The 12,914-nt window shown below is 51.6% G+C and carries 13 protein-coding genes and 2 pseudogenes; 6 read left to right on the top strand and 9 right to left on the bottom strand.

Features of this window, described 5'->3' with window-relative positions; all coding sequences use genetic code 11:
• Window positions 1–111: 111 nt before the first annotated feature.
• From IQ260_RS17945 to pdxA, 7 genes and pseudogenes are all read right to left on the bottom strand, one after another.
• Window positions 112–381, bottom strand: coding sequence for a restriction endonuclease subunit S domain-containing protein (locus tag IQ260_RS17945; RefSeq protein WP_228016221.1), 270 nt, complete (start codon window positions 379–381; stop codon window positions 112–114).
• Window positions 381–809 carry a DUF5615 family PIN-like protein gene (locus IQ260_RS17940; protein ID WP_228016220.1) on the bottom strand — a complete coding sequence of 143 codons (429 nt, stop codon included), beginning with the start codon at window positions 807–809 and terminating at the stop codon, window positions 381–383. Before IQ260_RS17940 ends, IQ260_RS17945 begins: the two co-directional genes overlap by 1 nt.
• Window positions 760–1,095 (bottom strand): DUF433 domain-containing protein, encoded by a 336-nt coding sequence (locus tag IQ260_RS17935; protein ID WP_193994480.1) that lies wholly within the window; start codon window positions 1,093–1,095, stop codon window positions 760–762. Before IQ260_RS17935 ends, IQ260_RS17940 begins: the two co-directional genes overlap by 50 nt.
• Complete coding sequence (locus IQ260_RS31145; protein WP_228016222.1) at window positions 1,092–1,598, bottom strand: PDDEXK nuclease domain-containing protein; 507 nt, start codon at window positions 1,596–1,598, stop codon at window positions 1,092–1,094. Before IQ260_RS31145 ends, IQ260_RS17935 begins: the two co-directional genes overlap by 4 nt.
• 117 nt (window positions 1,599–1,715) lie before the next feature.
• Window positions 1,716–2,053, bottom strand: a pseudogene (locus tag IQ260_RS31140) (DUF1016 N-terminal domain-containing protein); the annotation flags it as partial.
• 50 nt (window positions 2,054–2,103) lie between these two features.
• Window positions 2,104–4,080, bottom strand: a complete 1,977-nt coding sequence (locus IQ260_RS17925; protein WP_193994479.1) for a type I restriction-modification system subunit M — start codon at window positions 4,078–4,080, stop codon at window positions 2,104–2,106.
• Between the two features lie 400 nt (window positions 4,081–4,480).
• Window positions 4,481–5,530, bottom strand: a complete 1,050-nt coding sequence (gene pdxA, locus IQ260_RS17920; protein ID WP_228016219.1) for a 4-hydroxythreonine-4-phosphate dehydrogenase PdxA — start codon at window positions 5,528–5,530, stop codon at window positions 4,481–4,483.
• Window positions 5,531–5,620: 90 nt separating this feature from the next.
• Here pdxA and IQ260_RS17915 point away from each other — a divergent pair, with 90 nt between their 5' ends.
• Window positions 5,621–6,364, top strand: coding sequence for a DsbA family protein (locus IQ260_RS17915; RefSeq protein WP_193994477.1), 744 nt, complete (start codon window positions 5,621–5,623; stop codon window positions 6,362–6,364).
• Between the two features lie 280 nt (window positions 6,365–6,644).
• On the top strand, window positions 6,645–7,970 hold the full coding sequence (locus IQ260_RS17910; RefSeq protein WP_193994476.1) for a four-carbon acid sugar kinase family protein: 1,326 nt from the start codon (window positions 6,645–6,647) through the stop codon (window positions 7,968–7,970).
• 7 nt (window positions 7,971–7,977) lie between these two features.
• On the opposite strand, the gene hslO is transcribed toward IQ260_RS17910, so the two are convergent.
• Window positions 7,978–8,886 (bottom strand): Hsp33 family molecular chaperone HslO, encoded by a 909-nt coding sequence (gene hslO / locus IQ260_RS17905; protein ID WP_193994475.1) that lies wholly within the window; start codon window positions 8,884–8,886, stop codon window positions 7,978–7,980.
• A gap of 164 nt (window positions 8,887–9,050) precedes the next feature.
• Here hslO and IQ260_RS17900 point away from each other — a divergent pair, with 164 nt between their 5' ends.
• Window positions 9,051–9,452 carry an SRPBCC family protein gene (locus tag IQ260_RS17900; RefSeq protein ID WP_193994474.1) on the top strand — a complete coding sequence of 134 codons (402 nt, stop codon included), beginning with the start codon at window positions 9,051–9,053 and terminating at the stop codon, window positions 9,450–9,452.
• Here IQ260_RS17900 and hisD read toward each other — a convergent pair.
• The gene (gene hisD / locus IQ260_RS17895; RefSeq protein WP_193994473.1) at window positions 9,449–10,744 is read right to left on the bottom strand and encodes a histidinol dehydrogenase; all 1,296 of its coding nucleotides are present in this window, start codon (window positions 10,742–10,744) and stop codon (window positions 9,449–9,451) included. The genes IQ260_RS17900 and hisD overlap by 4 nt on opposite strands.
• 162 nt (window positions 10,745–10,906) lie before the next feature.
• On the opposite strand from hisD, the gene rpsT reads away from it, so the two are divergent.
• From rpsT to IQ260_RS17880, 3 genes and pseudogenes are all read left to right on the top strand, one after another.
• Window positions 10,907–11,200 (top strand): 30S ribosomal protein S20, encoded by a 294-nt coding sequence (gene rpsT, locus IQ260_RS17890; RefSeq protein ID WP_193994472.1) that lies wholly within the window; start codon window positions 10,907–10,909, stop codon window positions 11,198–11,200.
• Between the two features lie 6 nt (window positions 11,201–11,206).
• Entirely contained in the window at window positions 11,207–12,022 is an 816-nt protein-coding gene (locus IQ260_RS17885; RefSeq protein ID WP_193994471.1) for a TatD family hydrolase, read from the top strand.
• A gap of 426 nt (window positions 12,023–12,448) precedes the next feature.
• Window positions 12,449–12,914: pseudogene (locus tag IQ260_RS17880) on the top strand (DNA-directed RNA polymerase subunit beta); the annotation flags it as partial.

Below are 12,914 nucleotides of genomic sequence, written 5' to 3'. Positions count from 1 at the left end.
TATTTTCTCTCTGCTTTATCTGAGCGGCAACAGCGCATTCTGCAGTTGTTGAAGGCTTCGGATGATATCTACCTCTCACTCACCGGATAATTTAGGCAACCCTTCCTAAATTTAAGCGAACCGTGAGCTATAGCGTTCAACTTCATCCTCAAGCAGAGAAATCTCTTTTACTTCAGTTAAATCTACAAAACCGCTTTGAACATTAGCGACACGAAGATATGGAAGGCTGACTGTTGCATAATCTTTGTAGTCTTTCCCTTTTGCAATGCCTCCTTGTAGAGATGCGTACCAACGTAACGAGCCAACCCTCCAATGCTCGGGCACTTCTCCCAACCATTCCACCCCAGACTCTTTATACGTCTCATACTTCGGAAAGCTCATTAGCGTGCATACTCCCGAACAATAAAAACCGGTTGACTTGAGCCAGGTTGATTTTTTTGCAGAACCCGCAACAAACGGTTGCGTAAGGACTCCTGAGTCGTCAGATAGTCATGCAATACCTTTCCAAGCTCCCCAACCCTACTATCGTCCTTACACACCACAATGCCGCCATGGTCAACACCCTGGCGATGCAGGGCCAGAAAATCATCCCGATTAAAAGTGAGCACAGCCCTGCCATCAGCAGTGGCAGTAGCTAGAACCTGATCATCAGGAATACGCTGATTGGCATTACCCGCCTCATAGGAAGTCAAAACATCATGACCCAATTGCCGCAATGTCTCGACTAATTCAGCAGTCAAGTTTTCATTGGCATAGAACCTAAACCGCATCCCAGGCATCCTCGCTGTGGTGAGAGGCGATGAGGCCATCAATTTCCGTCTGATGCGCCTGGTAATAGACTCGAACAGCTAAAAGATCAAAGGGCGTCAACCCAGGAAAGTTTCTGACCAGCCCCTCATCATCCGCCCCTTGCTGAGCCAAAGAAATCAGCGTCCACACAGCAATTCGCGTATTACGAACACAGGCATGGCCCCCAGCTACCCCCGGCGTTTTTCTCACCATATGCTCTAGCAGGGCAGCCTGAAACGCCTGGAAATCTTCCAGAGATAACGCCGAAACGGCTTCTGCTAACGAATTAGCCAACTGGGTATTCATTTCCCCTCTCCTCCCTCCACATTTAACGCATAAAACTCATGCAGCTTAGCCTGCAACAATGCCTTATCCGGCAACTGTGTCTGATACTCTGCAATCAACGCAGGCGACAACGACCGATTCAGCGCATATTCCACCACCTCATCATCCTTACTCGCACACAACAACACCCCAATCGCCGCATTCTCATGGGACTTCCGCGCATCCCGATCCAACGCTTCCAAATAAAAATTTAGCTTACCCAAATACTCTGGCTCAAACCGTCCCACCTTTAGCTCCACTGCCACCAGACAGTTTAGCCCCCGATGAAAAAATAGAAGATCTAACGCAAAGTCTCGCCCGCCTACCTGCACCGGATACTCCGACCCCACAAAGCAAAAATCACGCCCCAGCTCAATCAAAAAGTTCTGCAGTTGCCGCAACAATGCCCGATGTAAATCCGCCTCCGTATGGCGCTCCGGTAGATCCAGAAACTCCAGCACATAGGCATCCCGAAACACATCCATCGCCGTCGGATGAGATTGTGTCACCGCTGGTGACACCTTCACCGGATTCAACACCGCCCGTTCAAATAATGCCGTCTTAAACTGCCGCTCCAGCTCCCGCTTAGACCACTTTTCCTGAATCGCCAACCGTAGATAAAACTCCCTCTCCTCGGGGCGTTTGCTCTGATTAATAATGATTAGATTATGGGTCCAGGGCAATTGTCGCACCAGTGGTGCGACTTTTTCATCCTCGTGGTAGGTCGCATAAAGTTTCCGCATTCGAAATAGGTTAGCCCGTGTAAACCCTCGCAACCCCGGCTGAGTCTGGGCCAAATAGTCCGCTAGCTGCTGCACACCCCATCGCCCCATTCCGCCTGCTCCAGCTTCTGGCTAATGTAAGCCCCCACCTGCCAATACAGCTCCACTAGCTGTGTATTTGCTGTTTGGATGACCTTTTGTTTTGCCGTCTGGATCATCTCCGCTACTTCGGCAAAGCTTTTCTCCATTGCAGGACTGAGCGCATCCGTCATGCCGATAGCTCCTCAATCATCTGCTTAATCCGATCTGTGCACGCCTTCAGATCGCGGTCAATCTCCTCCAATGGTCGTGGCGGCTCAAACACATAAAAATGCCGGTTAAACGGAATCTCAAACCCGACAATGCCTACGTCCCCATCCAGCTCGTCGCACTTGCCCTCATCAATCCAGGCATCCGGCACATGGGGCTTTACCTCCCGCTCAAAGTAGTCATAAATTGACTCCCCCAGGGGCACATTCTCATAGTCCCGCAGCCCCGTATCTGGCTCCGGCTCGCCCTTATCCTTAACCCGGCAAATATCCGCCTCAGGATTACGCTCACCAAGGTTATTCAGCAATGCCTTCAGCTGCGGTGCCTTTAGCTCCACACCCTGGGCCTTTAGTGCAGCCTTCAGTGCCTTGGCGAATTTGCCTCGGTTCAGATATACCGTCTCTCCATCTATTCCATTCAGCGCTGTAATCAGGCGGCTCTGCTCTTCCCCATCCAGCTTTTGGATCTGCTTTTCCGCCAACGCTGCCTTTACCCGTTCTTCCGTCACCTGAAATGCCAGCTGCAACGGACGCTCAATGGTAATGCGCCGATAGCCAAACGCCTCTATTGGAAAGATCTTGCTCTTAGCCGTTTCCTCAAACCGACCATAGATTCGCACCAGATCCTCAATTTGCTCCTCGTTCAGGTACTGCCGCTTACTACCCAATGACTTCCGCATCTTGCTGAAATGCTGGGTGCCGTCAATCAGCTGCACCTTCCCCTGGCGCGACTTCGGTTTGTGATTCGACAATATCCACACATAGGTGGCAATCCCCGTGTTGTAAAACATATCCGTCGGCAGCGCGACGATCGCCTCCACCAGGTCATTCTGCAGCAGGTATCGACGAATTTCCGATTCCCCACTGCCTGCTCCGCCCGTAAACAATGGCGACCCATTGAGAATAATGCCAATACGCGAGCCGCCCGGCTCCCGCATCTTGCTCACCAGGTGCAGCAAAAACAGCAGTGACCCATCGGACACACGGGGCAACCCAGGGCCAAAACGCCCATCAAAACCCCGCAGTTGGTGTTCATCGGTGACCTGCTTTTTTACCTTCTTCCACTCCACCCCAAAGGGCGGATTGCTGAGCATAAAGTCGAAGTGTTCAGAGGCCAGCTTGTCTTCTGAGAGGGTATTGCCCAGCTTGATATTGCTAACCTTCTGCCCCTTGATCAGCATATCTGCCTTGCAGATGGCGTAGGACTCAGGGTTCAGCTCCTGCCCGTGCAGCGACACCGTTACTTTTTCGCTGATGTCTTGGATGTACTCATCTCCCTCCGACAGAAAGCCCCCCGTACCTGCCGTGGGGTCATAGATCGTAACGATGCTATTGGGCTTCAGCTTGTCATCCTGTCCCGTCATTACCAGGGACGTGGTCAGGCGCACAATGTCGCGGGGCGTGAAGTGTTCCCCCGCTGTTTCATTGGAGCTCTCAGCAAATTTGCGAATCAGCTCCTCAAAGATGATGCCCATGCCAAAGTTAGAAATGGGCTGAGGGCTGAGGTCGGTGGCCGCAAACCGCTGCACCACCTGATAGAGCAGATTGCTGACCTCTAGCTGCTGTACAAACTCCTCAAACCGAAAGTGCTCAAATATTTCCCGTGCATCACTGCTAAACGACTGCACATAGCTCATCAGGTCATCTGCCGTCTGGGTATCCGACAGGGTGCCCAGGGTCAGAGGCGAAGCATTATAAAACTGTTGTTTTGCCGCTCGCAGCAGTAGCTTTTCCCGCACCAGATCGGGCTTATCCTGATGCTTCTTGGTAGTATTCAGCACCGCCTGCTTAGTGGGCTCCATCACACATTCCAACCGTCGCAGCAGGGTAAACGGCAAAATGATGCGGCCATACTGGGACTGCTTAAAATCGCCCCGCAGCAGCTCCGCGATTGACCAGAGAAAGTTAGCAACTTGAGAGTGATTGATTGTGTTCATGGTCTAATTGCGGAATTGGCTTGGCGGCTGGAAAGGGGAAGCCTTTACGCAAGCATCCTAGCCAGACTATGAACAACAATACCCATAAGTTTGAGCGGGTTGAGGGACTACTGTACGAAGAGTTGGAAGTGCAATCTATCGCTTGGAGTTCACTGCCTTGCAACCCAATACGTTAGAAACCGTCATCCAAAGAAAAAAGGGAAGCGCTAACTTCCCTAAGGTTCCTTGAAACAAAACTTGTATGTCAAGAGACATTGTACAGACCAAATCTGTTTTAGAGTAGCTAATTTCCTTATTTTTCAAGGTTTTCTAGAATATGGAAGTTTGACTCCAAAAATACATAACGCTATGTCTCATTTATTTAAACTTTCTAGAGATTTAGTCAAGTTTTGACATCTGGCTAAGTGCTTTGCACATCGGCAACTACCCGCGCATCTCGGACAACGCGACGCTGAGTGGCGAGGTCAATGGCTAGCTGGATGGCAGCGATCATACTGTCAGGTCGGGCGATTCCCTGACCGGCGATGTCAAAGGCAGTGCCGTGGTCGGGGGAAGTGCGAATAAATGGGAGCCCGATGGTGGTGTTAACGGCCTGGTCAAACGCCAACATTTTGACGGGGATCAGACCCTGATCGTGGTACAGGGCTAAGTATCCATGGTGAGCCTGTCGTTTAGGCTCATGCCAGGCTTTGGCGGGGGTAACCCAGAGGGTATCGGGGGGCACTGGGCCATCGAAGGTGGCGTGGGGAAACCGTTGGCGTTGGTGCTGGAGCCAGGGAATTAGCCAGTCTACTTCTTCTCGACCGAGCTGACCCTGTTCGCCACTGTGGGGATTCAGACCTGCGATCGCAACCCTAGGCTGCTGCACCCCAAAGTCCTGCGCCAAACACTCTAACAACAGCTCCAATTTGAGCGTCATCACCTCGGGAGTGAGGGCTTCAGGTACCTGTCTCAGGGGGATGTGGGTGGTGGCCAGCAGCGTTCGTAGGGTCCACTGGGTGCTAGGGGAACGGGCCACAAACAGCATGCCAAATCGATCTACCCCTGCCATTTCTGCCAGCAGTTCTGTCTGTCCCGGATAGTGATGCCCTGCTGCCAGCCAGGCTGATTTGGCAATGGGCGCTGTGACAATTCCATCGTAAGCGGTGCCGCTATCTTGGAGACAGGCGTTAATGGCCGTTTGCAAACTCCGAAAACTCAGGTCGCCACTGCTGGCATTTCCCTGTCCTAGCTGAATTGTCTGCTCGGCGTTCAGGGGGACATCAATCATGGTGTAGTCCCCCAGGGGTAGCTGCAGCCGTTGACTCGTGTGGATTAGCTGCTGCTGATTGCCCACCAGTGTGATCTGGGCTGACGTCTCAGGGATTAGGGACAGTGCTTTGAGCACCACCTCCGGACCGATCCCCGCCATATCCCCCATCGTCACCAATAGCTTGATCGGTTTGTGCATGCCCATATTGTTTGCTCCTGCCCCCTATCCATTTTTCCAACCATAAAGCAAAGTGTTAGCGTGAATGAGTTGCTATTGTCCAGGCCCTCCATGGCATTCAAAAACGGTTTAGTGCGAATGATGGCGGCGGCGACGTTGCTAGTCTTGCTCGGTTGCGGCTCGGCCAGTGATTCAGCGCCGACGGCAGACACGCCTGCGGCCCAAGCTCCAGAGCAGCAGGAGCCACCGACTGAGGCTGAACTAGAAGCGGCTCAGGCCGATTGGGAAGCCCGCCAAAATGAGGTGAATCAGGTGCTTGCATCTATAGATCGGGCCACCTTTATTGGTACTTCACCGACAAAAGGCGATCCCACCGCTGAAGTGGTGGTAGTAAAGTTTTCCGACTTTGAATGTCCCTTTTGTGCAGTGGCGGCCGGCCACATGAAAGATTTTGTGGATGAGCGGGGAGAGGAAGTGCTGTATGTTTACAAGCATTTACCCCTCAAGAGCATTCATCCCGAGGCAGAACCGGCCTCTAAAGCTTCCTGGGCTGCGGCTCAACAGGATCAGTTTTGGCTCTATCACAATGGTCTATTTGCCAATCAGGATCGGCTTGGTGATGCTTTTTATGGAGAGCTGGCGGAGCAAATAGGATTAGATGTGGAGCAGTTTAATCGCGATCGCAACAGTGACGAGGCCCAAGCGGCTATCGATGCAGACTTAGCCCTAGCTGAGCAGCTTAAACTGCAGGGCACCCCCAGCTTTTTGATGGGGGGATTGCTGATTCCTCCGGGAATTCCCCCTGAGAGTTTTGGAGAGCTTTTAGATAATCTCAAAGCGACTCCCACTCCCTGAGTTCACATCTGGCACCTGGTGGGGAAGCACTAACCCGCCCTGGGTTTCAAACCCTGGGCTAGCCGAAGGGTGTCCACTGGAAGGGACACAATCATCGGAGACGTATCTTTAGGGTTTGCTTCCAAAACGGTTAACTATGCTGCAATCGGCCCGCGATGATCACTAGCGGGCTTCAGCTACCGGGCATGGGTTTGAGCTTCACAGCCGACTTAGTGCAAGATATGAACTGAATAGATTTTAATTTTAAGCCCTGAGCACCTACCTATCCTTTTGTTGCCCCATGTCCGATACCAACCGCCCCAAAATTATTGTTATTGATGACGATCCCACCGGTTCCCAAACGGTCCACAGCTGTTTGCTGTTGTTAAAGTGGGATGTGGCTACTCTCCAACAAGGATTGTTGGATGATTCTCCAATTTTCTTTATTTTGGCCAATACCCGTTCCATGACGCCGACCGAGGCGGAGCGGACGACACGAGAGGTGTGTCACAATCTCAAACAGGCGATCGCAGCAGCCGGTATCCAAGAGTATTTAGTGGTAAGTCGTTCCGACTCTACACTGCGCGGACACTACCCGCTCGAAACAGACGTGATTGCTGCCGAGCTAGGTCCTTTTGACGCTCACTTTATGGTGCCTGCTTTTTTTGATGCGGGGCGTATCACCCTCGATAGCACCCACTATATTGAAACCGATGGTGTGCGCACTCCTGTGCATAAAACCGAGTTTGCCAAAGACTCGGTGTTTAGCTATAACCATAGCTATTTACCGGACTATGTGGCTGAGAAAACAGCTGGCAAGATTGAGGCTGAGCAGGTAGCTCGTTTTACTTTAGATGTGGTTCGACAGGATAAAATAGACCACCTCATGGAGCTGCGCAACAATGTGTGCGTCGCTGTCGATGCCCAAACACAGGCCGATCTGGACGGTTTTTCCCAAGGGTTGTTAGCCGCTGCTGCCCAAGGTAAAAAATTTCTCTTTCGGAGTGCGGCAAGCTTGCTCACATCCTTAGCTGCTCTGCCCCCCCAGCCCGTTGCTGCGGCTGAAATGAATCGCTATACCCGGAATCATAAACCCGGTGTCATTCTGGTGGGCTCCCATGTGCAAAAAACAACTCGTCAGCTTGAGTATCTCTTGCAACAGTCGAATGTAGTAGGTATAGAAGTCGATGTCTCTCGGCTTCGCGAGAATCCCAATCAAGCTGATGCCATTGTGGCTGATATCTTGAACCAGGTGCAGGCGGCATACGGCCAGGGACAAACAGCAGCAATTTATACCAGTCGTAAAGAGCTGACATTTGCCGATGCGGCGACGCGATTAGCCTTTGGCGAAGCCGTCTCTCATCTGCTGATGGATATTGTGCGCGGTCTGCCTGCCGATCTCGGTTTTTTGCTCAGCAAAGGTGGGATTACCTCCAACGATACCTTGAGTAAGGGCCTAGCCCTCACGTCCGCTCGACTGCTGGGTCAGGTAATTCCCGGTGTCTCTGTAATTACAACCGGAGCTGACCATCCCCAGTTTCCTAATTTGCCGGTGGTTTTATTTCCTGGCAATGTGGGGGGGGATGAGGCTGTTGCTGCTGCCTACCAACGGATGGCCTCTTGCTGATGAGGCTTTAGGCTCGATTGGCGTTTTCTAATTTGAGTTCAGATAGGATATCGGTCAAGCGATCGCATTTAGCCTCATAGGTGTTACTACAGAAGTGGCAAACAGCCTCGGCTGGCTCACGCTTGTTGATCATATCCTCGAGTTCTTCTTCTCCCAACAGTTTGAGCGCCGAGAGCAGACGCTGACTATCACAGGGACAGTGAAATCTCAACAGCTGACTCTCTGGAAAAATCTCTAGCCCCATATCCCCCACGAGATCTTCAATAATTTGGGGCAGTGTTTTTTGTGCTCTCAGTAATGGCGTGAATCCCGCCAGGGATGCAAGTCGGGATTCTAAGGTGGTAATCAAACGGTCATCGGTGGCTGCCTTGGGCAAAATCTGGAGGAGGAGTCCCCCAGCCGCTTCCACACCATGTTGGTCCACAAATACTCCCAATACTAGAGCAGACGGTGTTTGTTCCGATGTGGCTAAGTACTGTGTGAGGTCATCACCGATTTCTCCCGACACGAGTTCTACAGTACTGGAATAGGGGTAGCCTAACCCAGCATCACGCACGACGTAGAGATAGCCATTCCTACCCACGGCTGCACCGACATCAAGCTTGCCCTGGGCATTAGGAGGAAGCTCTACCGATGGGTCTGAAACATAACCACGAACGCTACCATCTAGACGCGCATCCACCAGGATGCCACCCAGGGGACCATCTCCCTGAATCTGAATATTAACGCGGGCATCCTCGCGCTTCATGTTAGAGACGAGTAGGGCTCCCGCTGTTAAGGTTCTGCCGAGGGCAGCTGTGGCAACGTAGGAAAGTCTGTGGCGAGTTCTGGCTTCTTCGACTAAACGGGTGGTGATGGCTCCAACAACTCGAATGCCGCCATCTGCTGCTACTGCTCGAATGAGCTGATCCGCCATGGTTTTATGTTTTCCTGTAGTTCTTGTTCCGCTGGTGTTGTTTAGCTCTTACCCAAGCTCTGCAATACCTAGAATACTTACTATTGTAATAGAGCTATTGTAGTAAAGCCGTCAGTCTGGCTGTCGGTTATTCAGGGTTCTGCCCGATTGTAAAAAAAGCCATTATGTTTGGGATTTATCAGCAAAGTACCCTGCGGATTGAAATTGATGCGACGGTTGCTCAACTGCGTCAGGCGCTGACCCAGCCCGAGCGACTGCGCCAGTGGCTATGGCCACAGCAGTTTTCCCCTGACTTCAAACCGCCGCTTCAAGTGGGGCAGTCGTTTTCGAGCTATGTTGGCCCTATTCGTATTGACCATACGATCGAGTCAATGTCTGATACTGCGATCTGTTTTTTGCTGCACCGTGGTGTCGATGGCTTTCATGAGTGGCACTGGGGAGACGGCTGGGTTCAGTCGCGTCTGGAAGGGGTGTCTACATTACCCCTAAACATTGCCCAGACCACGAGCTTACTGAGACTGCAGCTGTTCTTATCGATCCAAAATCGCCAGTCGGCTCAATCCTAATCTTCGTCCACTCGCAACCGTACCGAGTCGCCATGGGAAGGCAGCCCTTCGGCGTTAGTCAGGGCATCGATAGCTCCGGCCACGCTGCTCAAAGCAGACTTGGAATACTGAATCAAACTGGAGTGCTTCATAAAGGTCTCTGTACTCAGAGGCGAGGCATAGCGAGCCGCACCAGATGTGGGCAGGGTATGGTTAGGACCTGCTAGATAGTCACCCACAGCTTCTGGGGTATCGTGCCCGAGAAAAATTGCTCCGGCCTGGGTGATCTGTTCGAGTAATGACCAAGGATCCTCCACTTCTAGCTCTAAATGCTCAGGCGCAAATTGGTTCGATAGCTGGGTGGCCACCGCTAGAGAATCGACGACGATAGCGATACCGTAGTGGGCAATGGCTTTTTCGGTCAAGGTCTGACGGGGATGCCCAGCCAGCTGATGCTCTACTTCGGCTACCACTTTCTCAGCGAGGATGCTGTCAGTGGTAATTAAAATAGCTGCCGCCATGGGGTCATGCTCGGCCTGGGCGAGTAAGTCGGCAGCAACATGAACTGGGTTAGCAGTGTGGTCGGCAATGATTAAGACCTCCGATGGGCCTGCCAGCGAGTCGATACCGACGGTGCCATAAACCTGCTTTTTGGCCAAGGTGACGTAGATGTTACCGGGGCCACTGATGATATCAACTTTGGGGATGGTTTGGGTGCCATAGGCCAGGGCTCCAATGGCTTGTGCCCCACCAATCCGATAGATTTCTTGCACACCCGCTTCTTGGGCAGCGACAAGGACTGCAGGGTTGATGTACCCCTTGGGGGTAGGGGTAACCATAACCAAGCGCTCGACGCCAGCAACCTGGGCAGGAATTGCATTCATAACTACGGTGCTGGGATAGGCGGCGCGCCCCCCAGGGACGTAAATGCCTGCATGGGCCACTGGTGTGTAGCGTTTGCCCAGGACAACCCCGTTTTCCTCAAATGTGACCCAGTTTTTGGGCAGGCGCTGTTGATGAAAGGCTTTGACGTTCTTGCACGCCAGCCGGATGGCGTTGAGCAGGTCACCGGAGACTTGCTGATAAGCGGTGTCGATCTCGGCTCCGCTGATCCGTAGGGTGCTGGGGGTGAGATCTTGCTGGTCAAACTTGGCGGTGTAGTGCAAAAGAGCCTCATCCCCTGAGAGTCGGACGGCGTTCAATATCTCTTGAACGGTGGCTTCTTGCTCGCTCACCTGATCGGTGTGGATGCGATCGCAGATACGCTGGAGTTCAGCCTGCGCTTCGCTGAGCTGGTACAAAGTTCGCAACATTGAGGCGGTTAGCGAGGGTGGGAGGAGTGTGACTGTTATAGCTTAGCGCGGATTAGATAGAGCCAGCCGGATTGACTCACCCCTTTGTTGAGAGTTGAACGGCGATATCACATCTTTTGATGCTATAATTCTAGACCCTGACAAAAATTACATTGGCTAATAGTGGCAAACATTAAATCTGCGGTGAAGCGCATCCAAGTTGCGGAGCGCAATCGTCTACGGAATAAGTCATATAAGTCAGCGGTTAAAACCCTGACCAAGTCCTACTTGGCCGCTTTGGGCGAGTATGCTAGCGACCCCTCTGACGAAAATAAGCAAGCTGTTGATGCGTCCATGTCAGCAGCCTTTAGCAAGATAGACAAAGCGGTCAAGCGTGGTAGTCTGCACAAAAACGCAGCGGCCCGTCGTAAGTCTAGGCTGGCCCATGCCCGCAAGAAACAAGAAGCGGCATCGTAGCAATTTATGCAGCTGGTTGATACCCACGTTCATATCCATCACACGTTTGATAAGTTGAGCTTTCAGGCTGACCTGGATGAGGTAGCAGCAGCTTGGCGACAAGCTGGTGTGGTTCATTTAGTGCATTCTTGTGTGCAGCCTTCAGAGTTTGATGAGATGCGGGCAATTGCCGATCGGTTTGCTGAGGTGTCCTTTGCGGTAGGTCTGCATCCAGAAGATATGGATCAGTGGACGCCGGATTTAGCTGCCAAGATTCATCAGCTGGCACTTTCCGATCGTCGGGTAGTGGCCATTGGGGAGACTGGACTAGATTTCGTCAAGGGAGCCGATCAAGCATGTCAGATCGAAGCCTTTCGGGCACAGCTGTCTGTTGCCCATAATTTGGACTTGCCAGTGATAATCCACTGTCGAGATGCAGCAGAAACGGTGCGTGATGTTCTTCAGTCCTTCAGTCAGGATCATGGTCCTGTTCGTGGTGTGATGCATTGCTGGACAGGCACACCTGAGGAAACTCAGTGGTTTTTGGATCTGGGATTTTACATTAGCTTTAGCGGCATTGTGACGTTTAAAAGCGCGACCCAGGTACAGGCATCGGCTCAGATGGTGGGGTGCGATCGCATCCTTGTCGAAACTGATTGCCCGTTTCTTTCTCCGGTGCCAAAACGCAATCAAAAGCGTAACCAGCCTGCTAATGTGCGTCATGTAGCTGAATTTGTGGCCAAACTCCGAGAGGTGTCATTAGAGTCGCTAGCTGCTCAAACCACGGCAAATGCTAGAACTCTATTTCGACTTCCCGATGCTTCGTTTACTGCTACCACATAATAAACATCCATATAGAGCATAGGCTCTGGACAATAGGTGCCCAGGGACTTACCTAAGTCGCCCTCAGTGCCTAACAAAACACAAGGTGATAAAAATCTTAAATTTCGATGCCGATTTGTGATATACTACCCCGGCTATGCGTTAGCCTTGTAGTGGCCAGCTGATGCCAAATCTGTGTCCTTCATTGTTTCATGAATAAAGTTGATGCCTAGCGGCTGCTTTTGAACAGTTCCACCACGCCCATTTCAGCTATCGGAATGCTAGCAAAACACTTGCAAAATACTGGTTCGACTGCATTACCCACTAGGGAAGTGTAGTCATTCTTGTGTTTGTAACCTAGCACTATTATTTCAGTTTAACTAAAGCCCGCTTTAATCCTTTCCTTCATACCCAGTTTATTTAGGCCTGACCTGCTTGAGGAGACGAATGACTGACCTAACCATTTCCCAATCCTCCTTCGTATTGCCTGACCTAGTTGAAATTCAGCGTTCTAGTTTTCGCTGGTTTTTGCAAGAGGGTCTAATCGAGGAGCTTGAAAGCTTCTCTCCAATTACCGACTATACCGGCAAACTAGAGCTGCATTTCCTTGGTAAGGATTATAAGCTCAAAAGCCCTAAGTATATGGTCGATGAGGCTAAGCGTCGTGACAGTACCTATTCTGTTCAGATGTACGTCCCTACGCGCCTAATCAATAAGGAAACTGGGGAAATCAAAGAGCAAGAGGTCTTCATCGGTGATTTACCATTGATGACCGATCGAGGTACCTTCATCATCAATGGTGCTGAGCGGGTAATCGTCAATCAAATCGTTCGCAGCCCCGGCGTTTACTACAAAGCTGAAACCGACAAACATGGCCGACGGACCTACAACGCTAATCTGATTCCCAACCGTG

The sequence above is a fragment of the Leptolyngbya cf. ectocarpi LEGE 11479 genome, from assembly GCF_015207065.1.
Taxonomy (GTDB): Bacteria; Cyanobacteriota; Cyanobacteriia; order Phormidesmidales; family Phormidesmidaceae; genus Leptothoe; species Leptothoe ectocarpi.
Note: the sequence above shows the minus strand (reverse complement) of the source record. Positions and strands in the feature narration are given on the sequence as shown.

Bases quoted from the DNA above. Each gene is read 5' to 3' on its own strand.
- IQ260_RS17945 (WP_228016221.1), bottom strand. From the start codon at position 381: ATGAGCTTTCCGAAGTATGAGACGTATAAAGAGTCTGGGGTGGAATGG.
- IQ260_RS17940 (WP_228016220.1), bottom strand. From the start codon at position 809: ATGGCCTCATCGCCTCTCACCACAGCGAGGATGCCTGGGATGCGGTTT.
- IQ260_RS17935 (WP_193994480.1), bottom strand. From the start codon at position 1,095: ATGAATACCCAGTTGGCTAATTCGTTAGCAGAAGCCGTTTCGGCGTTA.
- IQ260_RS31145 (WP_228016222.1), bottom strand. From the start codon at position 1,598: ATGGATGTGTTTCGGGATGCCTATGTGCTGGAGTTTCTGGATCTACCG.
- IQ260_RS17925 (WP_193994479.1), bottom strand. From the start codon at position 4,080: ATGAACACAATCAATCACTCTCAAGTTGCTAACTTTCTCTGGTCAATC.
- pdxA (WP_228016219.1), bottom strand. From the start codon at position 5,530: ATGCACAAACCGATCAAGCTATTGGTGACGATGGGGGATATGGCGGGG.
- IQ260_RS17915 (WP_193994477.1), top strand. From the start codon at position 5,621: ATGGCATTCAAAAACGGTTTAGTGCGAATGATGGCGGCGGCGACGTTG.
- IQ260_RS17910 (WP_193994476.1), top strand. From the start codon at position 6,645: ATGTCCGATACCAACCGCCCCAAAATTATTGTTATTGATGACGATCCC.
- hslO (WP_193994475.1), bottom strand. From the start codon at position 8,886: ATGGCGGATCAGCTCATTCGAGCAGTAGCAGCAGATGGCGGCATTCGA.
- IQ260_RS17900 (WP_193994474.1), top strand. From the start codon at position 9,051: ATGTTTGGGATTTATCAGCAAAGTACCCTGCGGATTGAAATTGATGCG.
- hisD (WP_193994473.1), bottom strand. From the start codon at position 10,744: ATGTTGCGAACTTTGTACCAGCTCAGCGAAGCGCAGGCTGAACTCCAG.
- IQ260_RS17885 (WP_193994471.1), top strand. From the start codon at position 11,207: ATGCAGCTGGTTGATACCCACGTTCATATCCATCACACGTTTGATAAG.